Origin of the sequence: Pseudomonas sp. PvP025 (assembly GCF_017832155.1) — a bacterium.
Lineage (GTDB): Bacteria > Pseudomonadota > Gammaproteobacteria > Pseudomonadales > Pseudomonadaceae > Aquipseudomonas.
Genome location: NZ_JAFIBJ010000001.1, coordinates 53,260 through 75,732, shown reverse-complemented (window position 1 = coordinate 75,732; position 22,473 = coordinate 53,260). Strand labels below are relative to the sequence as shown.

Here is a 22,473-nt window from a genome sequence, read left to right as displayed (position 1 = left end):
AACGCCAAAACCATTCCCCACACGACAGTTGCCCCCCTTTACGACACGGTTCTCCTGACTGGCATGCACGCTGCAACACCTTGAATCATTCCAAACCGTTCAAGGAGCGCAGCACAATGAACACACACCTCAAACCCACCTTGGGCACCCTGCATTTATGGGGTATTGCCGTCGGGCTGGTGATTTCCGGGGAGTACTTCGGCTGGAGCTACGGCTGGGGCGTGGCCGGCACCCTCGGGTTCCTGGTGACGTCATTGATGGTCGCCGCGATGTACACCTGCTTCATCTTCAGTTTCACCGAGTTGACGACTGCGATTCCTCACGCTGGAGGCCCCTTTGCCTACAGCCGCCGCGCCTTTGGTGAAAAAGGTGGTTTGATCGCCGGCCTCGCGACCCTGATCGAATTCGTGTTCGCGCCGCCCGCCATCGCCCTGGCCATCGGCGCCTACCTGAATGTGCAGTTCCCGGCCCTGGACCCGAAACACGCGGCCGTCGGTGCCTACATCGTGTTCATGGGCCTGAACATCCTTGGCGTGAAACTCGCCGCCACCTTCGAACTGGTGGTGTGCGTACTCGCCGTCGCCGAGCTGCTGGTGTTCATGGGCGTGGTCGCCCCCGCGTTCAGCTTCAGCAACTTCGCCCTCAATGGCTGGGCGGGGTCCGATACGTTTGGCGCACCGGCGATTGCCGGGATGTTTGCGGCGATCCCCTTCGCCATCTGGTTCTTCCTCGCCATCGAGGGCGCAGCCATGGCAGCCGAGGAAGCGAAAGACCCCAAGCGCACCATTCCAAAGGCCTACATCAGTGGCATCCTCACCCTGGTGATTCTGGCCATGGGCGTGATGTTCTTCGCCGGCGGCGTGGGTGACTGGCGCACCCTGGCGAACATCAACGACCCGCTGCCCCAAGCCATGAAAACCGTAGTGGGCGACCACTCCGGCTGGCTGCACATGCTGGTGTGGATCGGCCTGTTCGGCCTGGTGGCAAGCTTCCACGGCATCATCCTCGGCTACTCGCGGCAGTTCTTCGCCCTGGCGCGCGCCGGTTACCTGCCCTCCTTCCTCGCCAAACTGTCGCGTTTTCAGACACCGCACCGCGCAATCATCGCCGGCGGCGTTGTCGGCATCGCGGCCATCTACAGTGATGGCCTGATCAACCTCGGCGGCATGACCCTGACCGCCGCGATGATCACCATGGCTGTGTTCGGCGCCATCGTCATGTACATCATGAGCATGCTCAGCCTGTTCAAACTGCGCAAGACCGAACCGCTGCTGGAGCGCACCTTCCGCGCGCCGGGCTATCCACTGGTGCCCGGCATCGCACTGGTGCTGGCCGTGGTATGCCTGGTCGCGATGGCCTGGTTCAACACGTTGATCGGGCTTATCTTCCTCGGCTTCATGGCCGTCGGCTTTGTGTACTTCCAATTGACCGCACAAGACCGCGCCGATGCGCCGGCGGACGCAATGCTGACCGGCCTATAAGACGTGGGAGGCAGAACGGGCCTACACTGAACTACTCAGAAAGCCCGTCACTCAAAGCAGTTATTACCGTGGGAAAATTCTCCCACGGCGATCTGCCTCAAGGAGAGCGTTATGCCGTGGTATGCGTGGTTGATTATGGTAGTAGCGATCGGGTCGATCGTCGGTGGCCTCATGATGCTGCGTGACAGCGCCAACAAGGTGGAACTCACCGACGAACAACGCAAGCGCGTGGCCCAGCGCAATGCGCAAGCGGATGCCAAGGACGCGCAGGACCGCTGAACCGGGTTTACTCCCACTCCGCCCCGGCAATATGCAAACCGTGCTGACCTTTATAGGCAGCACGTTCCGGCTGGCTCCAGCCGCTCAGCAGCTCATCCTCCAGCCTGTAGATCTCGACACCCAACGGACGACACACCGTCAGCGGGTCCTGCGCCTGCGGGCCCCACATCGGCAACGACAAATCTCCACCCGGGCACGTCGATAGCGCGCACAACAGGTCAATCTCGGCGAAAAACTCAAGGTAGTCGCCCTTCTGCGCCGGGCAGGCTTTCATGAAATAGAGGTCATCGTGATTAAGCCCGGTGCACTGGAAAATATTCAGCACGTCGTGCACGTCGAATTCTGTCAGGCCGTGGGGCAATATTGCACGGGTCAGGTTCGAGTGGCAGTGATGATGGAAATCCTCGCCGGTCAGCATGCGGTTCACATAGGGATCGCAACGCGTGCCGAGCAGATCGTGCAGGCGGCCACCGTGTTCATCGATACCGTAGCCGGCCAGGCTGTCGTCGGTGATGGTGACCAGAGGCCTTAGAAAGGGCAGGTTCGACCATAGCCGGTCGTGGGTGCTGACGTGGGCGCCCTGCAATTGACGGGTGCGTGCCGCCCACAGGCGCTCGCGCGGGTCGTGGGCGTTCCAGACGTTGAAGTCGCCTACTTGCGGGCCTACCGGAGTGGTGACACGGAAGACGTGACCGGCGGGGACGTTCCATGCGCGTCCTGTGCGGATTGGGACTTCGAAGTGGTTGATCAGGGTGCGCAGGTCGGCACGATTGCGGATTCGTTCGTAGAAGGCGATGTCGACCTGCAGCGCGGAGCCTTTGCTGACCTGGTAAGCGGGTGGGTAGTTTTTGTACATGATGGACGCCTCGACTTGGGAATTTTCTGCATAAGAGATAATCACCATTCATGCCAGCGCTGTGCGCAGTATCAGGACTGAAGGGTTTTAAAGTGAGATCGGCAACCGCTTTTGTATGGGTATTTACCATACCCCGTGACATAATCGACCTTTTTCAAGCTATGGCTAGGGTTGCCAATCCAAAGCCACTTTGTGTCGAGTTACGCAGATGCACGGTGAACCAGAGAGCCCCCTTTCGATGAGAGACGCTGAAACCGAACGGACCTGACTCTTTGCAACTACACAGGTGGCCTGCTGCCTACGGTGGCCCTGTCGCGGCAGTAAAGGGGTCGACGTTAGTAACGGAAGTGACATGTATGGGTATGAAATTGAATTTATTTGCCTAACTATCATGGCTCGTCAGTGCGGGTAAACAGCATAAATTATGAGGCATGGAGGGTGAAATGGAATTGATCAGATGGCTGGATTTTGAGCGACTGGGCGATAACCGAGGGGAGCTGATTGCCATTGAAGTTGGCGTCGACAAGATCATCCCTTTTGAAATAAAGCGTGTTTATTACATCTACGCTACAGCCCCCGGCATCAGCAGGGGTTTTCATGCCCATCGAAATTTAAAGCAAATTGCGATCTGCGTATCCGGCACCTGCAAGATGGTGTTGGACAACGGAACTGTTCGCGAAGAAACCATTATGCACAGCGCTACACGCGGGCTGGTTATCGAGAGTATGGTATGGCGGGAAATGCATGACTTCAGCCCTGACTGCGTATTGCTGGTGCTGGCAAGTGAACATTATGAAGAATCCGACTATATAAGATCTTATGAGACTTTTCTTGAGGAGCAAGCATGTCTAAAAAGCTGATAATCGTTGGGGCGGGTGAGTTCGCCATGATTGCTTATGAGTACTTTACACATGACTCTGATTTTCAGGTCTGCGCTTTTTCCGTCGAGAAGGAATACCTCGAAAATACCACGCTGTACGATCTCCCCATTGTAGCGCTGGAATCAATCGAAACCACATATCCGCCCGCCGACTATGAAGTCTTCGTCGCGATACCGGCCTCACAACTCAATCGACTGAGAACCCGTCTCTATGAGATGGTCAAGTCCAAAGGTTATACGTGCGCCAGCTACATCAGTTCGCGTGCGTTCGTGTGGCGCAATGCTGAAATCGGTGAAAACTGCTTTATCTTCGAGAACAATACAGTTCAACCTTTCGTATCGATTGGGAACAACGTGATTCTCTGGAGCGGCAATCATATAGGGCATCGTTCACGTATCAATGACAACTGCTTTCTCTCTTCACATGTCGTGGTGTCAGGCTATTGCGATATCGGCGAGTCCTGCTTCCTCGGTGTCAATTCGACACTGAATGATCGCATCAGCATCCCCAAAGACTGCGTGATTGCCTCCGGCACCCTGGTTAATAAAAACCTGCCGGAGCCAGAGCGAATTTATTATGGCTCGCCCGCGCAGATGCTGCCGAAAAAAAGCAGTCTTAAAGTTAAATTGTAGGGTATTGACATGCTTTGGAAAAAGATAGGCCAGATCTTCGATGCTCGAACCCAGCTTCCTGATTGGGCAGAGAACTCAGCGCTTACACCAACACCTTTTTTATTGAACCCGGACGTCATCAGAATTTATGCCGGGTTTCGAGACAAGGCCGGCGTCAGCCGCATAGGTTATGTAGATGTGTCATCACATGACCCACGCAAGGTGCTGGGTGTTAGCAAAGAGCCAGTATTGACTGAGGGTGGCCCCGGATGTTTCGACGATAACGGCGTCATCATGGGCGATGTGGTGCGCGATGGCGACACCATCAGAATGTACTACGTTGGTTTCCAGATCGTCCAAAAAGCGAAGTTCCTTGCCTTCACTGGCCTGGCGACCAGCCAGGACGGACTTCGGTTCGACCGGGTTTCTGAAGCGCCTGTACTTGATCGCGTACACCAAGGTCGCACGATCCGCGCAATACATACTGCGATCTACGACGAAGGGCGTTGGAAGGTTTGGTATGCATTGGGAGATGGCTGGTGTGATATAAACGGCGTTCAATACCCTCGTTATAACATCTGGTACACAGAGTCGCCTGACGGTATCTCCTTTCCAGGGCCCCATCATCTTTGCATCGACAATGAAGGTGATGAATATAGAATAGGCAGGCCCTCCGTTTACAAGATAAACGGTCGCTATATGATGTTCTATACAAAAGGCGGAATTACCGGCAAGGATTATTTCCCAGGCGTTGCCTACTCCGAAGACGGCATCAACTGGACGCGCAAGGATGACGAATTAGGCATGTCACTTTCAGAGCACGCAGGATTTGACGACCAGCACCTGTGCTATCCGCGCCTGTGTGTCACGGCGGATAAAGTCTATGCTTTTTACAATGGCAACAATATGGGCGTTGAAGGTATTGGCCTGATGGAGTTGGTTCAATGGTGATTTGCGAGCTTTATCAGCAAGACGCCGAGAGCCAATGGAATGAGTTCGTCAGAACCAGCAAGACACCGCTGTTTATCTTCGAACGCCCCTTCATGGATTACCACGCCGATCGCTTTAATGACTTCTCTCTGCTGTTCAAAGAAGAAGATCAACTCCTTGCCGTGTTGCCCGCCAACATTGTGGACAATGTTGTGTATTCACATGGAGGTTTGACGTTCGGCGGCTTGATACTTTCGCACAAGGTCAAAGCAGAGAAGGTTCTTGAGATACTGCAGACGCTCAAAGTCTTCCTGAAAGAAAAGACTGTCAGCCGCCTTGAATACAAGTCAATTCCTTACATATTCGCCACTCACCCGGCTCAAGAAGACTTGTATGCGCTGAATATCGTTGGCGCCACCTTATTCCGGCGAGATATATCCAGCGTCATTGATATGGAGCGAGAGCCCAAGTTTTCAAAAGGCCGAAAATGGTTGATTGCAAGAGCGAAGAAGAACGGTCTGTGCGTAGAGGAGTCCACGGACTGGTCGGCCTATCACGCACTGCTTTCCAGCGTGCTATCGAAGCACAGTGCCACACCTACTCACTCGATCGATGAAATGGCTCTGCTCCACGAGCGCTTTCCTGAAAACATCCGTCTGAGGGTCGTGCGCAAGGATGGAGAGTTGATATGTGGTGTGCTGCTATTTGCTTATGAGCAGGTCTTGCATACTCAATACATCGCGGCAAACGAAGTCGGCAGGGAATCGGGGGCACTCGATCTGACCCTGGCAAGCTGCATTGATGAAGCCAAGCGCTCGGACAAAGCGTATTTCAGCTTCGGCATCTCGACTGAGCGTGGCGGGCTTTACTTGAACACCGGGCTGATCGCACAAAAAGAGAGCTTCAGCGCCCGGGCTATCGTGCATGATTTTTACAGGCTGGAATTGAATGATTAAGTTTTTGGATTTGAAGCAAGTCAACGATCAATACCAGGCAGAAATTCTGGCCGCCGCCGAGCGCGTGATAAAGTCCGGCTGGTATATCAAGGGCGAAGAACTCGAACAGTTTGAACAGGCATTTGCAGCGTACTGTGGTACCCAGTACTGCATCGGTGTGGGCAATGGCCTGGACGCGCTCACCCTTTCCCTGCGCGCCTGGAAAGAGCAAGGCCGGGTTAACGATGGCGATGAAGTCATCGTCCCAGCCAATACCTACATTGCTAGCATTCTGGCCATCATTGAAAGTGGGTTGACACCCGTTCTAGTGGAGCCATGCCTCGACACCTACAATATCGATCACCGACAAATTCAAAACAGGATCAGTGAAAAAACCAAGGTCTTGTTACCTGTCCATCTTTACGGTCAATTGGCCGAAATGGACAAAATCAATGACATCGCCAAGGCTCATAGTCTGCTGGTTCTGGAAGATGCCGCGCAGGCACACGGCGCAGAGGCTTTCGGAAGGAAGGCAGGAGCCTTCGGAGATGCTGCAGGCTTCAGTTTCTACCCCGGGAAAAACCTGGGTGCGCTGGGCGACGGCGGCGGGATCACTACCAATGATGCTGAGTTTGCCGACATTGTTCGATCCTTGGGCAACTACGGCAGCGAGGCGAAATATCAACATCGTTATGCGGGGATCAATAGCCGACTGGACGAACTGCAGGCGGCGATACTCTCTGTCAAGCTCAAGCACCTCGATAACGAAAACGCCCGCCGGCGAGCGATTGCAGCGAACTACGTTGCTAACATCGATAATCGATTGATCACGCTGCCGAACCTGGCTGATGGCAAAAGCCAGGCCTGGCACTTGTTCGTCATCCGATGTGACGACCGCAACGGGTTCATGTCCCATCTTTCCGATAACGGTGTGCAAGCACAAATCCATTACCCCACCGCTCCGCACAAACAAGTGGCGTTGCGCGGTATGACGACTGAAAGCTTCCCGATCACCGAGAACATCCACGACACAGTGGTGAGTCTGCCGTTGAATCCCACAATCAGTGATGATGAAGTTTCGCACGTCATCGAAGTGTGCAACGCCTACGTATCGTCATGAAGCTGATAAAAACAAGCCTGTTGAGTGGTATAGCGTCGCTGGTAAAAATATTTACGCTGCTCGGCATAAATAAGGTGCTCGCGATCTATACCGGTCCTTCGGGCTACGCACTCATAGGCCAGCTTCAAAATGCGGTACAGATTTTCTCGACATTCGCGAGCGGCGCGGTCAGCACCGGCGTTACCAAATACACCGCGGAGTATGGAGAGGATGCTTTAAAGCAGGAGAAGGTCTGGCGCACGGCTTTCAGCATCGCGTTATCGGGCAGTCTCATCAGTGCGATATTCATTATTGTGTTTGATAAAGAGCTCGCAGAGTTTTTTCTCGGGGACAGGGCCTACAGCAACCTTTTCATTGTGTTCGCCATCGGGTTGTTGCCGATGGTAGTGAACACGTTGCTCCTGGCCATACTCAACGGCAAGAAGGAGATCAAGGGCTATGTGATCGCAAATATTCTGGGCAGCCTGTTTTCGTTGCTCTTTACTGCGGTCCTGGCTTATTGCTTCGACTTTCTTGGGGCACTCATTGCTCTGGTGTCTTATCAGTCAATCGCCTGTTTGTTCACATTGGGCGTTTGCTTGAAAACCAGTTGGTTCAGGCTCGGTATATTTGCCTTCGAGTTTGATCGCAGTGCGCTGAGGAAACTCACCGGTTTTACATTTATGGCGCTGTGCTCTGCCATATGCGTTCCGCTGAGCTCCCTGTTTATCAGGACCTATCTGAATGACTCCTTGAGCGCCGAAGCCGCTGGCTATTGGGAGGCGATGACTCGGCTAAGCGGTGCATACATGATGGTGGTCACAATGACACTGAGCGTGTATTACCTGCCCAAGCTGTCGGAACTGACTTCGGCCAGCCAGATCAAACACGAAGTGATGTCCGGCTATAAAATAATTCTGCCTGCGGCCGCGCTGCTGTCGCTGGGCGTTTTTGTTTTTCGCGACCTTATTATCTGGATATTGTTTACCAAGGAGTTCGCACCCATGCGCCCGTTGTTTACGTGGCAACTGGTTGGCGACACCATGAAAATAGGCAGCTGGATTTTATCCTACTTGATGGTTAGCCGGGCGATGATCAAAGAGTTCATCATCTCTGAAATCATTTTCTCCATAACACTATGCCTACTGGTCGTGGCATTCTCCAACGCCTACGGTCTGATCGGGGCGACAATGGGCTACTGCGTAAACTACATGGCCTACTGGGTATTTTTGTATTTCTTCGTATGGCGGAAAATTAATTGAGCCTTAAGTCAAGCGTGATGCTGCCCTTATCTGAACAACCACTCGTCAGCGTTGTGGTCATCGTTTACAACCAATCGAACTATATCAAAGAGTGCATTCAATCAATCTTATCGCAAGATTACACAAATATTGAAATTATCATCAGTGATGACGCTTCCAAAGATGGTACCGACGCGCTCCTCCAGGAGATGCATGCCGCCAACCCTGAAAAAATAATACTTAACCTTGCTTCCGCTAACCAGGGGATAACAGGTAATTGCAATGCGGGCTTGCGTCTTGCAAAAGGCAAATATGTCGCCATGTTTGCGGGCGATGATTTGATGCTGCCTGGACGAATTAGCCAACAGGTCGAGTTCCTGGAGCAACATCCTGAGTTCTCCATCTGCGGGTCCTATGTGCAGGTTATTGACGGACAGGGACGTGCGGTAAAAATACAGAAAGACAAATTCAATAAACACAACCCTGTTTACAGGCTCGATGAGTTGATCGCCTCCAATAACTCCCTGGTGCCCGTGCCGGGCTTTATGGTGAGGGCTGATCGAATTCCAGCCTCTGGCTACGACTATCGCTTGCCTAAAGCATCAGACAGCCTGTTCTACTACCATATCGCCAGCAAAGGCGATATCTACATATTAAAAACACCGCTGACGCAATACCGCGTGCATCAGAGCCATGCGTCAAATATGGGCTACCTGGATGACAGCCTGGTTTCACTGGCACTGTGCGAGTTTTATTTCCCCGAACTGTACAGTGCTATAAAAAAAGGCAAAAGCAACCTGTACTATTCATACGCCCGGCACCTGCACAAGGTAAAGAAGGATTATAGCGGCGCATTGAAATATATTACTCGATCGCTTCTGGGCGACTTGAGCTTCAAAAAGTTGCTGGCATTGGCGCTGATTATATGTCGGGTTGATCGATGATTGAAATTTCAGAAACGCGTCTCACGCTGCAAAAAAAAACCTATCTCTGGGCGATGGCAACCTGGATCGTCATTGCATTGAACCCTTTCTATATCTGGGGGTATACACCTCAATTTCAGGCCCTGATCGCAGGTGTGTGCCTGGTGCTTTTTTTCCTCAAGAAAGATATTGCGCTACGTGAATACTTTTCTGGCCTGCTTTTCTCCGTAATGGTTTTCCTGTTTTACTATTTTTACGGCGCCAGTATTCTAGGCTGCTTATATTTCATGGCCGGCTATTTTGTTTTTTATTGCATACCCTCAAACGAAATCTTGAATATTTTTCGTAAATCAAAACGGCTGATCGCCATTCTTCTGCTTCCCGGTATATGCATCTGGTTTTTGCATCATCTGACCGGTGACAATAAATTATTCTTACTGGGCCCTCTGCCTGAGTACAAAATTCCCGATCAACTCAAAGCCCAAAATGGCGTAGGCTATTTTGTTTACCCTATGACCGTGGTTTTGGACTATATGCTGGACAATCCATTTTATCGGTTTTTTGGTTTTTTCGATGAGCCTGGTGCGCTGGGTACCTTCGCTGCCCTGCTGCTGGCGGCAGACAGGTTCAACCTGAGGTCACGCAGCAACTTCATCATATTCATTTCCGGAATTCTAAGTTTGTCCATGGCGTTTTTCATATTAAGCCTGGCTTACTTCGCCATCGAAGCGGTGCGCGGTAACAAACGTAACATAGTGCTATTAAGCGTTATGGTGGCACTCGTCATTCTGTCTGCACAAAATGATTATTTGAAGACCGTGATGTATGACCGCTTCGCCTATAAGTCGGAGGGGCTCGCAGGAGACAATCGCAATACCGATGGCTTCAACAAGCTATTTTCTGAGTGGGAATCGTCCGATGCGCGCTCACTCATGTTTGGCAGCGAGAAGGAAGACGACAGCGGCTCCGCCAGCTTCAAAAAAATCATCTTTCACTCGGGCATTCTAGGCACAGCATTCTTCGTACTGACGCTGTTGGGCTTTGCGCTGAGGCATAGAGTGCTCTTGAACTTCAATGGCATGGCTTTTTCGCTGCTATTGATATTGTCGATTGTTCAGAGACCCCTGGTTATCGCACCTGCGTTCCTGCTTCTGATTGCGGCTGCGGGCTGTAGGGAAATGTCACTTAAGAAAGCTCCACTATAGTCGGGAACAGGCCGGTCGATGACCGGCCTGTTTGATTGGGTTATTTGATCTCCAATCTGTCGCGGTTTTTCTCCATTAGCGCTTTGCCTATTCCCTTCACCTCAAGCAGTTCATCTACAGCTGTGAAAGGCCCATTGCTTTCTCGATAAGCCACAATCGCTTTGGCTTTGGCTGCACCAATACCAAACAGGTTGAGTCGCAACGTTTGCGCGTCGGCAGTGTTGAGATTGACCTTGGCATTTTGCGCAGCGATTTCTACCTGAGCGGAGACCGGGATTGGTGAAGCAACGTTGAGGGAGGGTGCAGGAGCAGCTGTTGCTGCAAGTGAGAAATTTGTAAGCAGGGTAAAGACGAGAGCGGAAATGTAGGCGTTTTGCATTGGTGACACTCCATGACATCTAAAAAGAGAAAGCAGCTTTCCGAAGCTGCTTTTTCAAATTAGAAGATCTTTGGAGAACGTCAAAAATGGCTGAGTAACAAGGTGTTTTCTCAGGGTTCCAAGCGGCGTTGCTGATAGATCCAATCGACAATTTCGCCGTCCGGGGAATAGCCGCTCACGGTGTCCCTCAGGAGCTGACGCACGCGCGTGTAATCGTGCTGTTCAACGGCGGCAAGCAGTTGCGTCAGCATATCCTTGAGCAGATCCCAGGAGAGGTGATCTTCGTTGGCACTCATGATCATCGGGTGCTGGGTGGCAACGACGTTGTCACCAATCAGTAACTCCTCGTAAAGCTTTTCACCAGGACGCAATCCCGTGAATTCAATCGCGATGTCACCGAGGGGATTTTTTTCGGACCGAACGCTAAGACCGGAGAGATGAATCATCTTTTCCGCCAGTTCGGTAATCTTTACCGGCTCCCCCATGTCAAGTACGAACACATCTCCGCCAAGCCCCATGGAGCCAGCCTGGATCACCAGTTGGGCGGCCTCGGGAATAGTCATGAAATAGCGCGTGATCTTCGGGTGAGTGACCGTCAGCGGCCCGCCGGATTTGATCTGCTTGTGGAACAACGGAATCACCGATCCCGACGACCCTAGAACATTACCAAAGCGAACCATGGTGAACCGGGTCTTGTTGACGCGCGATACATTGGCACTGTCACCAAACAACACCGGCGCCAGTTCACGACTGAGGGCCTGCAGTGTCAGTTCGGCGAGGCGTTTGGTGCTGCCCATCACGTTAGTTGGGCGAACCGCCTTATCGGTTGAAATCAGTACGAAGTTCAACACGCCGGCCTGCAGAGCAGCCTGGGCAGTGTTCAAGGTACCGATCACATTATTAAGCACACCTTCGGCAATATTGTGCTCGACCATCGGTACGTGCTTGTAGGCGGCTGCGTGGTAAACCGTGTCCACGCTCCAGGTTTTCATGATGTCGAGCAACTTCGCCTCATTGCGTATTGACCCGAGTATGGGCAATACACGAACCGGCAACGATTCACGAACGATCCGTTGTTCGAGCTCCGACAAAATGCTGTAGAGGTTGAACTCACTATGCTCGAACAACAACAAGGTGGTGGGCTGCAGTGACAGGATCTGTCGGCAGAGTTCGGAACCGATCGAACCACCCGCCCCTGTGACCAGCACGGACTGCCCCTTGATGCAGTGTTCCAGAAGCTCCTCCTGGGCCGGCACGGCGTCGCGCCCCAGCAGGTCGGCAATATCCACTTCCTGAATGTCGTCTACCTTTACACGGCCGCTTGCGAGGTCCATGAAGCCGGGGACGCTGCGTACATGCAGTGGGAAACCTTCAAGGAAGCCGAGAATTTCGCGGCGCCTGCCACGATTGGAAGACGGAATTGCCAGCAGGATTTCCTGCGCGCCCGTCGCGTCGATCATGCGTTGAATGTGCCGGGGTTTATACACTTGCAGCCCGGAGATGACACGATCAGAGATGCTGTCATCGTCGTCGATAAAAGCGACAGGACGCATGACTCGGCCCATGCGCAACGCAGCCACCAATTGGTTGCCCGCCGCGCCTGCACCGTAGATCGCGACCCGCGGCAAGCCGTCGTCACGGCTGGTGAACGGCACGTGCTGAGCCGCAGCGAACCAGTCGCCCAGAAAGTACTGCCGCATGGCCAGACGCAATCCGCCAACCATGATCAAGCTAAGCCACCAATAATTGAAGATGATGGAACGTGGCACCACGTTCTGGTGATTGCTGTACCAGTAAACCACTACACCTAGAATCAAAGATGAAAGACTGACGGCCTTGATGATCGCAATCAGGGCGTCGTTGCCAAAGTACCGCATGACAGCACGGTACATGCCAAAACGCACGAACAGTGGAATAGCGACAACCGGAGCGCAGAGGAACAACCATTGGTGAAGGGCCACCGGGTTGATCATGTCATCCACCCCTAGGCGCACGACAAACGCCATCCACAGGGCGAGCCAGACCAGGAGGATATCTGTGATGACCTGCAGGATGCGTTTGCGCCTGCGAGGAAGCGCCAGCAGGTAAGATCGAATTTTACTCATAACCCTTTAAACACCTCTAACGCTCCTGACCTGCTCTGCATGACCGGCATTGAACACTTGAATGGCCTTATTGTTCTGTACGCGAATTACGCCGAAGGTGAGACGGTTTTTTCCAACTCACCCGCACGGTATTTGATAGCCAGCAGCACCAGCGGTATATAGGCGATAAGCAAACCCGCCAAACCATTGAGACCCAATAAAGCCACAGAAAGTGCGATAGGTATCAACCATAATAAATTAATCGCGAGCACCGCCAGGGTGACAGGCAAATGTCGGCCAACCTGACGTGAGGCGAATTGATAGGCATGACTGCGATGAGCTTCATAAACCTTGTCGCCGCGCAGCAGGCGCCTGATAAGCGTGAAGGTGGCGTCTACAACGAATACGCCAAGCAGTATCAACCACACCCATAAAAATGCCATATCCTGCCACGCTGCCTGCAGCGAAAATATGCCCAGGATGATGCCGAGAAAGCCACTGCCGGCATCGCCCATGAAAATACGCGCCGGCGGAAAGTTCCAGTAAAGAAAGCCCAGGACTGCCATGCTCAACAATAATGGAGCCCAGATGAGCGCCTGATTCCCCGTCGCTGCATAGATCAGGCAGGCGCCCAGGCAGACGCACAACGCTTCGATACTGGCGAGCCCATCAATGCCGTCCATGAAGTTGTAGAGGTTGAGCAACCACACTAGGTAAAACGCAGCGAGTATGTGACCCAACCACCCGAGGTCAACGACCATGCCAGGCAAGCTGATGGGAGGGAGTCCGCCCAGCCAGAAAAGTGCCCAGATGGACGCGCCAAAATGGCCAAGTAGACGCCATCTTGCTGCGACATGCCCGTGATCATCGAGAAACCCAAGGATCGCAATGGCAGCGCCCGCCCCCATCAAAGCCCATGTAACCGAGCGTGAAATCTCGTCTCCCAGATACAGGATCGGCAGTGCGATCAGGAAGCTCAACACGATCGCCACACCGCCCCCGCGGGGGGTGGGAATGGAGTGGGAGCTACGGGCATTGGGTATATCGATCATGCTGTTTGCCAACGCATAGCGTCGCAGGATCCAGGTAAGCAGAAGTGCAAGGGCCGCCACAACGGGCGCAAGCCACAATAAGTGAATCATCCACAGCTCCAATTGGCGGTCCGGGGAACGGACCCTCCTTCTAAATCAAACTTCCTTGAAACTTGCCGCCGTCTTTTTCAGTGCTTCGGAAACAGACATGGGCGGCACCCACCCCAGCAGATCCCGTGCCTTTGTAATATCGACTTGTAAAGACCCGCACAGCCGCTGGCCGATAGACTTGCGACCAATCAATGCCGCCCCCCACTCCAGCAGCATGGCTGGCACCGGCAGCAGTCGTGCCGGCTTACCCAGCGCCGCCCCCATGCGCCTGAGCAACTGGGTGGTCGAGAGGTCTTCACCGTCACTGGCCAGAAACGTCTGGCCAGCCGCAGCCGGATGGGTCATGCAAGTTACGATAAGGTCCACCAGGTTATCCAGTGCGACCAGGCTGCGCTGGTTGCCAATGGCGCCCAGAGGCAGCACGACACCTTTGTTCAGCCAACTCATCATGCTGCGAAAATTGGCCTTGACCCCTGGACCATAAACGAGCACCGGACGAATTATGACGACTTCCATGCCCGTGTTCTGCGCCAGTAACCGAAGTTGCTGCTCGGCTTCCATCTTGGAAACGCCATAAGGATCACCTGGAGCCGGGACGTCATCTGCGGTGTAAGGCTGCCCTGGACGCGTGCCCTCGCCGTTGACCTTTATCGAACTGATGAACACAAAGCGTTTCACACCCGCTTGCGCAGCTTGTTCAGCCAGCTTCAAGGTGCCCACCACGTTGACCTTGCGATATTCGGTCAGCGGATCGCTGGAAGCATCGGACATTACGTGAACGCGTGCAGCGCAGTGCACCAGAACGTCAACACCGCAAAGAGGAAGCGGTTCGCCAGCCAGATAATCCGGGCCGGCTCTCACCGGGGAGACCGTTGCCGGCAGTGCAACACCATCGCGACGAATCAGAGCCATCACCGTGCAACCTGCCATCGAGGACAGCCGTTCGACCACTGCCGAACCTACGAAGCCGCTGGCACCCGTGACGAAGTATGTGTGTTGATGATTCAAGCCGTGTGCTCCAACTGACGATAGACCTCAAGATGTTGTTCCACGATTTTTTCGATCGCAAACGCCTGTACCGCCAGTTCTCGACCCGCAGCGCCCATCTGACGCCGCAGCGCCGGATCTTCAATGAGCAGTTGCAGTTGATCGGCCAACGCGTGTGCATCCCGTACCGGCACCAGCAGCCCGGTGACGCCGGGGTCAATTGCGTCACGACAGCCGGGAACATCGGTGGTAACCACAGCTCGACCACAGGCGGCAGCTTCAACCAGCACCTTCGGCAGCCCTTCACGGTAGGAGGGCAAGGTTACGATATTGGCGTCTGAAAACAGTTGCGCAATATCGTCGCGATATCCCAGCAACTCGACAATACCCTCCTGGCGCCACGCATCCAGTTCAGCCCTGGTGACTGTGGCAGGGTTACCAGGGTCGACATCGCCAATCAATTGAAAGCGGGCTTGTACCCCGCGCTTGGCCAATATCCTGGCAGCCTCAACATACTCCACCACGCCTTTATCGCGCAAAAGCCGCGCAGCGAGACAGACTACAGGTAGCCCCTGAGGTTCTGGAACGTGCGCATAAAGTGCCAGATCGACACCCGAGCCACGAATCATCACAACCTTGGCCTCGGTAAGCCCGCCCATCGCCAGCAACAGGTCTCGGTCGTCAGGGTTTTGAAAGATCGAGCGCAGATTACGCTTACCCAACGCCAGGCGATAAAAAGCACTGACCAGACGCCGAACCAGCGCAGCCTTGGTGCCCTTGGAAAGAAACACGAAACCCAACCCGGAGATGGCCGTGACGACGCCTTTAACGGGAGCGAAGCGCGCAGCAACGCCGCCATAAAGGACCGGCTTGATGGTCACCAGGTGAAGCACATCTGGCTTCAAGCGCCATAACAACTTCCAGATGGTGAACATCAGCCCCAGCTCCGCCAACGGATTGCGGCCACTGCGCGATAGCGGCAGAGGATGAAACTCAAAACCCTGTGCCGTGATTGCAGCAACCGCAGCACCTGGCATGCAGGCGACATGAACCTTATAGCCAGCCGCCTGCGCACCTTTGGCAACAGCCAGACGATGGGACAGAAAAAATCCCGGATCATTGACTATAAACAACAACGTTTTAATCATCACTGCTCATCCAACCACGCCTGGAACATAAGGATGGTCCACAGGTGAGACTGCCAATTACCTCGCCCCTGAAGATGCTCGCTCCACATTTTCCTGATGGGCTCAGGCCGAAAGTAGCCATCCCGGACCAGGCGAGCTTCATCAAGGAGGGATTCGGCCCATTCGCGCAAAGAACCGCGCAACCACTCACCCAGCGGGATACCAAACCCTTGCTTGGGACGCTCGATCAGCTCTTTCGGGACGTGGCGATAAAGGACCTGACGCAACAGCCATTTCCCCTGACCATTACGGATTTTCAGATCAAGCGGCATACGCCACGCCAATTCGACCACTCGGTGGTCGAGCATGGGAACACGCCCTTCTATGCTCGCCGCCATGGAGGCCCGATCCAGCTTGACCATGATGTCATCCGACATATAGGTCTGAGCATCCATCGCCATCATCCAATGCTCGAAAGAATCGGTCTTCGGCCAGCGGGATGCGTCGGTAAACATTGTCGCAGGCTCTTCACCGCCGATGACAACGCTGGCCGGATCGCTCCAATGGCTGTTCAGTTGAAGGTAGAATTCATGCCCGTCCGCCAGCTTCAACACGTTGGCCAGTTTGTGCGCCTTGTCCCCAGGCCCGCTCACATGAAACCTGCTGGGAAGCAGCGGCTTTGCCAGGTTGAAAAGACTGTCCCACGTGGTGGGAGATACCGATCGTAAAAGGCTCGCGCTGGCCTGTCGCGCGAACGACGGCACATGCTGCATCTTCGACCATATCTTTTTTGCGCTCAGGTACCGGTTGTAGCCACCGAACAATTCGTCACCGCCGTCCCCACTGAGTACAACCTTCAATTGTTGGCTGGCCAGTTGACTGACAAGGAAGGTGGGAATCTGCGAGCTATCGCTGAAAGGTTCGCAATACATGGAAGACAGGCGCGGTATTACCGCTGCAGCGTCCTGAGGACGTACATACAGCTCAGTGTGCTGGGTGCCCAGGTGCCTGGACACAGCCTTGGCATGTACCGCCTCGTCGAACCCTCCCTCATCGAAGCCGATGGTGAACGTGCGTACCGGCTGGGTGCTCTGTGTTTGCATAAGGGCCACAACCGCGCTGCTGTCCACGCCCCCGCTCAGGAAAGCGCCCACCGGTACATCGGCCAGCATTTGCTGACCAATGCTCGACCGCAATTGAGCCTCGAGCAGATCAGTCGCCGCCTCGGGGCTGCCGGTGAACGGATCAGCAAGCCCCTTGGCCACCGCATCATTAAAGCGCCAGTAAGGCTGAGCAATGGCAGCTTTCGCAGCTGAGAGATCAGTAAGAGGCAGGACAACATAATGACCGCTCTGAAGCTTGGCGATGCCCTTGTAAATGCTGTAAGGGGCCGGAATGCAATTGTGACGAAGCAGCAGCGTCAACGCATTGCGGTCAATTTCCGCGCGAAACGCCGGAAACGCCTTGATGGCTTTGAGCTCCGAGCCGAAGAGCAAGATGTCATCCTGCCAGCCATAATAAAGCGGCTTCTCGCCCATACGATCACGGCCCAGCGTCAGGACCTGCTCTTGCCGATCCCACAGCGCGAACGCAAACATGCCCACCGACGCACTCAAAGTCTTTTCAACGCCCCAGCTTGCAAGCCCGGCCAGAAGCACTTCGGTGTCCGAATGGCCTTTCAGGCCCGTCGAGATAAGACCATCGTCGTGCAACGCTTGCCGCAGTTCGGCATGGTTATAGATCTCGCCGTTGAAGACGATGACAAATCGTCCGCAACTGGAATGCATCGGTTGATGGCCAGCTTCAGAAAGGTCAACAATTGCAAGACGCCGATGCCCCAAAGCGATTCCCACATTCCCGTCGATCCACACACCGGAGTCGTCCGGGCCTCGATGGGTGAGCGACGTGTTCATCAACCGAACAACAGCCTCGAGTTCGCCGTTACGCGAGCTGAAAATACCGCTCAAACCACACATTTACTGGGCACCCTGATTCGAAAGAAAGCGATGATATAGGTCTTTGTATTGATACTCGGTACATTTCATTGTGAAATTTTCGGCGATGCGCTTATAAACGCTCTGCCCCATCGCGGCACGCTCTGACGCTGTTGCAGAAAGTACCGAGACGAATGCTTCGGATAGCCGCCGAGCATTCTGTGCAGGCACTACCGGACCCAATCCACCCAACAGGAATGCTGCATCGCCCACATCGGTGGTGACGCAAGGCAATGCCATACTCATGGCTTCGCCAAGAACGTTGGGGAAGCCTTCGGTGAATGAATGCAGGCAAAAAATATCCATGGCTTTGAAACAGGCAGCAACGTCCTTACGCTCACCGAGCAGGACAAACCGATCTGCGTGACCGGTGGAAGCAATATCGGCCATCAGCGCTGCATTATTCTGATCAACATCGCGCCCTACCATCAGAAACCTGACGTTCGCAAACTGACCAGCAACCATGCCTGCGGCTTTTACAAAGTTGGCGTGGTCCTTGACCGCGTTGAAACGGCCGAGACTGCCGATCACAAGCTCATCACGCCCAATGCCATGAGCTTCTCGAATGGCGTCACGCTCCGAGGGTGTGGCTACCAGTCGCGCAAGATCAAAGCCATTAGGTATGACCGTCATTCGATCCGGCGCATAGCCGACTTCAACATGGGTTTTTCGCGATGCTTGTGCAGCGCAGACAATCACGTCAGGGATGGATCTGGAGAGCCACGCACACAGTTTTCGAATGATAATCGTGGCCTTGCCCCCGCCGCTGCTTACATCCGTAGTCCTGACGCCCCATATGACACCTCTCACTCCGACCAGACGCGCTGCTATGCCTCCAACGAGATCAGAGTGGTACATCCAGGTTTGCACGATATCGGGCTTCTGCCGACGAAGATCACTGACCAACTTGATAGTAACGCCCAGCAAGTCCCACTTGCCGCGCATATGCAGGGTTTCGACGGCAATGCCGCTGGCTCGAAGCCGCACCCCCACTTCACCCAGGTCGGTCAGGGAGATCACGCGATGCTCATCCTCACCACGCGCCTTGAATGATTCACACAGGCGCAGCAGCATCAACTCCGCACCGCCAATATGCAGACCAACGATGATATGGGCTACTTTCAACGTCCCTGCTCCTCCAGCCAAGCTTGAAACATCAATACACCCCACAGCTTGCTCGAATGGTCGGCCCGGCCGCTCAGATGTTGCTCCCACACCCTTCGGATCACCGATGGGTGAAAAAATCCTTCTTGCTGTAGACGTTTTTCATTCAGCAACACTTCCGACCACTCTCTGAGAGGCCCGCGCAACCAGGCCGCAATCGGAATGGAAAAACCTTTTTTTGGTCGTTCTATCAACGCGCGTGGAACGTGGCGGTATAGAACCTCTTTCAACGCCCATTTACCAACCCCTCCACGAATTTTCATATCCAGAGGTATACGCCATGCCAACTCGACAACACGATGATCGAGCAACGGAACGCGTGTCTCCAGACTGTTAGCCATGGCAGCGCGATCCACCTTTACAAGGATATCGTCGACCATGTAGGTCTGAGCATCCATTGCCATCATCCACTCTTCAAAGCCCGTCACAGCCGGCCATTTGGCTGGCGTGTTGAGCAATGTCGGGCCTTCATTTCCACTGATTACCGCGTTCGAGGGGGTCTTCCAATGGCTGACAAGCTGGCAATAGAAGTCCTCGCGATTACGACAATCAAGAATATCAACCAGTTTTTCAGCCCTGCCTTTAAGCGGTAACTGCTTCAACGAACTCGCCGCCACGTGGCGCAGCCCGCTTGGTACTTTGCTGACCTTGCTCCATATGCGCGGCGCAAACTGGTAAGGGTTATACCCGCCAAACAGTTCATCACCTGCATCACCGCTCAACGTAACGGTGACATGCTCACGCGCCATTTGGCTGACAAGGAAGGTAGGTATTTGCGAACTGTCGGCAAACGGTTCGCAATAGATGCGCGGCAAGTCTGGAATGATATTCAGCGCATCCTTGGCTTGAATATAAATTTCACTGTGTTCGGTATGCAGGTGGCGAGAAACTGCGAGCGCATGCTCCGCTTCGTTAAAACCATCTTCGCTGAAACCTATCGTGAAGGTTTTCACCGGGCGCGAGCTTTGCTTCTGCATGAGTGACACGATCAAGCTGCTATCGACGCCGCCGCTCAAGAACGCGCCCAATGGGACATCGGCGAGCATTTGCATGCCAATACTCTGATCAAGCTGGGTCTCGAGCGTGTCCACTACAGTCTTGCTATCGGCTTGCAGTGGATTGCCGAGACCGGCCTTTACAGCAGCATTGAAAGACCAGAATGGAATCAAATCGACGGACGCTCGCTTTTGCCCAAGCGAGATCGCGACGTAATGTCCAGGCGCGAGTTTTTCAATACCCTGATAAATACTGTACGGCGCCGGAACATAATTGTGCCTCAGGTACAGTGCCAGAGCATCGCGATCGATATTGGCCGAAAAGGCCGGGTGTACCTTAAGCGCCTTGAGTTCCGATCCAAATAACAGAACATCGTTATGCCAGCCCCAATACAGCGGTTTCTCTCCCAATCGATCGCGGGCCAGTATCAACTGGCGCTCCTGCGTGTCCCATAACGCAATGGCAAACATTCCTACCGTCGCCTGCAGGGTTTTCTCCACGCCCCATCGCTCGAAGCAGGCCAGTAAGGTTTCCGTATCCGAGTGCCCACGCCAGGTTTCGCCGTACTCGGTGGTGAGGAGGCTGCGCAACGAAAGGTGGTTATAAATCTCGCCATTGAACGCCATGACGTAGCGTCCGCTGGAAGAATGCATGGGCTGATGGCCCGCGGCTGAAAGATCGACAATTGCAAGCCGACGGTGCGACAGGCCTATTCCAAGTGATGCGTCCGACCATGTTCCGGCATCATCGGGGCCGCGGCTGTAAATCGCGTTACCCATCGCCGCCAGGATGTCATTTGCGCCATCACCCAGAGGGGCTGATGCGAAGAAACCAGAAAACCCACACATGCCTCAATTCCCCTGAACGTATTTAATCGCGATCCTAGCTTACGAGATATCCCAAGCAGTCTCAGGATGTCACCAGCATCGTATGCCGTGAACAACTAAAGCAGGGGACGACCTATTGTTAACAAAATAAAAAACCTTTGAAATTTTATTAGAAATAAATGGGCGTACAGCACTCATCGACGCTGACTTCTTCGGTGAGCCGCCCGCAGGGACAATAAAACAAAAGGCTCGAGCGCCCCTAGATTGGGCGCCTGAGACACTCCGAAAATAAGGCAAGCAACCATTACTTCAGAAAAGTCGAATACCAGCCCATTGCTTTCGTAATACCCTGCTGAATATCAAACTTCGGCTCATAGCCCAACAGCGTTTTTATCTTTCCGATATCAGCCTGAGAATGCCGAACATCGCCTGCACGAAAATCACGATACACGGGCGATTTTTCATAACTTATCCCGTGCTGCGACAACGACTGGCGTAGCGCAGAAAACAGCATATTAAGGTCGGTACGCCCGCTGACCGCGACGTTATAAACTTGATTTCGCGCTGCGGACTCAGTCACGGTAGCGGCCAGCAGATTGGCTTGAACTGTGTTCTCGATAAAGCAGAAATCCCTGCTGGTTTCGCCGTCTCCATTAATAAAAACCTCTTGATTCTTAATCATGGAAGCGGCCCATTTAGGGATCACCGCAGCATAGGCACCCTCCGGATCCTGACGCTTACCAAACACGTTAAAGTAACGCAGACCGATGGTTTCAAAACCATAACACCTAGCGAATACTTCCGCGTAGAGCTCGTTGACATACTTGGTAACTGCGTACGGGGAGAGAGGTTTGCCAATAACGTCTTCCACTTTCGGCAAACCCGGGTGATCTCCGTAAGTAGAACTACTGGCAGCGTAAGTGAAACTTTTTACTTGCGCATCCCTGGCCGCCACCAACATGTTAAGGAACCCATCAATATTGGTAGCATTCGTAGCGATTGGATCATTGAGGGATCGTGGTACCGACCCAAGCGCCGCCTGGTGCAATACGTAATCCACCCCTCCACATGCGCGCTGACAGTCATCCAATACCTTGATGTCACCTTCGATGAAGCTAAAACGAGCCCACTGCTGCGCAGTGACCGTACCTTTAACCTCATCGAGATTGCGCTGATGGCCCGTCGCAAAGTTGTCAAGGCCGACAACAACTTGATTCAGGCCAAGCAAAGTCTCCAATAAATTGGAGCCAATAAATCCAGCCACTCCAGTGATCAACCACGTTTTAGGTGAAGCCTTGAGTGTTTCCAGGAGCGTTTCATAGCGGGACATAA

Annotated in this window: 20 protein-coding genes; 10 read left to right on the top strand and 10 right to left on the bottom strand. The window is 53.7% G+C overall.

Annotation, left to right across the window (positions count from 1 at the left end):
- Positions 1–116 precede the first annotated feature (116 nt).
- Both eat and JOE32_RS00350 read left to right on the top strand, forming a co-directional pair.
- Positions 117–1,481 carry an ethanolamine permease gene (eat, locus tag JOE32_RS00355; RefSeq protein ID WP_209980423.1) on the top strand — a complete coding sequence of 455 codons (1,365 nt, stop codon included), beginning with the start codon at positions 117–119 and terminating at the stop codon, positions 1,479–1,481.
- 111 nt (positions 1,482–1,592) lie between these two features.
- Positions 1,593–1,760, top strand: a complete 168-nt coding sequence (locus tag JOE32_RS00350; RefSeq protein ID WP_069665401.1) for a DUF2897 family protein — start codon at positions 1,593–1,595, stop codon at positions 1,758–1,760.
- A gap of 7 nt (positions 1,761–1,767) precedes the next feature.
- Here the strand turns inward: JOE32_RS00350 and JOE32_RS00345 are convergent, their stop codons facing one another.
- The gene (locus tag JOE32_RS00345) at positions 1,768–2,616 is read right to left on the bottom strand and encodes a DUF1989 domain-containing protein (RefSeq protein WP_209980421.1); all 849 of its coding nucleotides are present in this window, start codon (positions 2,614–2,616) and stop codon (positions 1,768–1,770) included.
- 443 nt (positions 2,617–3,059) lie between these two features.
- On the opposite strand from JOE32_RS00345, the gene JOE32_RS00340 reads away from it, so the two are divergent.
- The 8 genes from JOE32_RS00340 to JOE32_RS00305 are packed head-to-tail and all read left to right on the top strand — an operon-like array spanning position 3,060 to position 10,441.
- Positions 3,060–3,476, top strand: a complete 417-nt coding sequence (locus tag JOE32_RS00340) for an FdtA/QdtA family cupin domain-containing protein (protein WP_209980418.1) — start codon at positions 3,060–3,062, stop codon at positions 3,474–3,476.
- Positions 3,461–4,129, top strand: a complete 669-nt coding sequence (locus JOE32_RS00335) for an acetyltransferase (protein WP_209980416.1) — start codon at positions 3,461–3,463, stop codon at positions 4,127–4,129. Before JOE32_RS00340 ends, JOE32_RS00335 begins: the two co-directional genes overlap by 16 nt.
- Positions 4,130–4,138: 9 nt before the next feature.
- The gene (locus JOE32_RS00330) at positions 4,139–5,059 is read left to right on the top strand and encodes a hypothetical protein (RefSeq protein WP_209980414.1); all 921 of its coding nucleotides are present in this window, start codon (positions 4,139–4,141) and stop codon (positions 5,057–5,059) included.
- Positions 5,053–5,994 (top strand): GNAT family N-acetyltransferase, encoded by a 942-nt coding sequence (locus tag JOE32_RS00325; RefSeq protein WP_209980412.1) that lies wholly within the window; start codon positions 5,053–5,055, stop codon positions 5,992–5,994. The genes JOE32_RS00330 and JOE32_RS00325 overlap by 7 nt, the downstream gene beginning before the upstream one ends.
- Positions 5,987–7,093, top strand: a complete 1,107-nt coding sequence (locus tag JOE32_RS00320; protein WP_209980411.1) for a DegT/DnrJ/EryC1/StrS family aminotransferase — start codon at positions 5,987–5,989, stop codon at positions 7,091–7,093. The genes JOE32_RS00325 and JOE32_RS00320 overlap by 8 nt, the downstream gene beginning before the upstream one ends.
- Positions 7,090–8,334, top strand: coding sequence for an O-antigen translocase (locus JOE32_RS00315; protein WP_209980409.1), 1,245 nt, complete (start codon positions 7,090–7,092; stop codon positions 8,332–8,334). Before JOE32_RS00320 ends, JOE32_RS00315 begins: the two co-directional genes overlap by 4 nt.
- Positions 8,331–9,257 carry a glycosyltransferase gene (locus JOE32_RS00310; protein ID WP_209980407.1) on the top strand — a complete coding sequence of 309 codons (927 nt, stop codon included), beginning with the start codon at positions 8,331–8,333 and terminating at the stop codon, positions 9,255–9,257. The genes JOE32_RS00315 and JOE32_RS00310 overlap by 4 nt, the downstream gene beginning before the upstream one ends.
- Complete coding sequence (locus JOE32_RS00305; RefSeq protein WP_209980405.1) at positions 9,254–10,441, top strand: hypothetical protein; 1,188 nt, start codon at positions 9,254–9,256, stop codon at positions 10,439–10,441. Before JOE32_RS00310 ends, JOE32_RS00305 begins: the two co-directional genes overlap by 4 nt.
- 40 nt (positions 10,442–10,481) lie before the next feature.
- Here JOE32_RS00305 and JOE32_RS00300 read toward each other — a convergent pair whose 3' ends face one another.
- The 9 genes from JOE32_RS00300 to JOE32_RS00260 form a co-directional block, all read right to left on the bottom strand.
- Positions 10,482–10,820 (bottom strand): ComEA family DNA-binding protein, encoded by a 339-nt coding sequence (locus JOE32_RS00300; RefSeq protein WP_209980403.1) that lies wholly within the window; start codon positions 10,818–10,820, stop codon positions 10,482–10,484.
- A gap of 110 nt (positions 10,821–10,930) precedes the next feature.
- Positions 10,931–12,925, bottom strand: a complete 1,995-nt coding sequence (locus JOE32_RS00295) for a nucleoside-diphosphate sugar epimerase/dehydratase (protein WP_209980401.1) — start codon at positions 12,923–12,925, stop codon at positions 10,931–10,933.
- 86 nt (positions 12,926–13,011) lie between these two features.
- On the bottom strand, positions 13,012–14,046 hold the full coding sequence (locus tag JOE32_RS00290) for a glycosyltransferase family 4 protein (RefSeq protein WP_209980398.1): 1,035 nt from the start codon (positions 14,044–14,046) through the stop codon (positions 13,012–13,014).
- Between the two features lie 45 nt (positions 14,047–14,091).
- The gene (locus tag JOE32_RS00285) at positions 14,092–15,054 is read right to left on the bottom strand and encodes an SDR family oxidoreductase (protein WP_209980396.1); all 963 of its coding nucleotides are present in this window, start codon (positions 15,052–15,054) and stop codon (positions 14,092–14,094) included.
- Positions 15,051–16,181 (bottom strand): glycosyltransferase family 4 protein, encoded by a 1,131-nt coding sequence (locus JOE32_RS00280; protein WP_209980394.1) that lies wholly within the window; start codon positions 16,179–16,181, stop codon positions 15,051–15,053. Before JOE32_RS00280 ends, JOE32_RS00285 begins: the two co-directional genes overlap by 4 nt.
- Positions 16,181–18,136 carry an asparagine synthase (glutamine-hydrolyzing) gene (asnB, locus tag JOE32_RS00275; protein WP_209980392.1) on the bottom strand — a complete coding sequence of 652 codons (1,956 nt, stop codon included), beginning with the start codon at positions 18,134–18,136 and terminating at the stop codon, positions 16,181–16,183. Before asnB (JOE32_RS00275) ends, JOE32_RS00280 begins: the two co-directional genes overlap by 1 nt.
- Positions 18,137–19,279, bottom strand: coding sequence for a glycosyltransferase (locus JOE32_RS00270; RefSeq protein ID WP_209980389.1), 1,143 nt, complete (start codon positions 19,277–19,279; stop codon positions 18,137–18,139).
- Positions 19,276–21,162, bottom strand: a complete 1,887-nt coding sequence (gene asnB / locus JOE32_RS00265) for an asparagine synthase (glutamine-hydrolyzing) (RefSeq protein WP_209980385.1) — start codon at positions 21,160–21,162, stop codon at positions 19,276–19,278. The genes JOE32_RS00270 and asnB (JOE32_RS00265) overlap by 4 nt, the downstream gene beginning before the upstream one ends.
- A gap of 283 nt (positions 21,163–21,445) precedes the next feature.
- Positions 21,446–22,471, bottom strand: a complete 1,026-nt coding sequence (locus JOE32_RS00260) for an NAD-dependent epimerase/dehydratase family protein (protein ID WP_209980382.1) — start codon at positions 22,469–22,471, stop codon at positions 21,446–21,448.
- Positions 22,472–22,473: the final 2 nt, after the last annotated feature.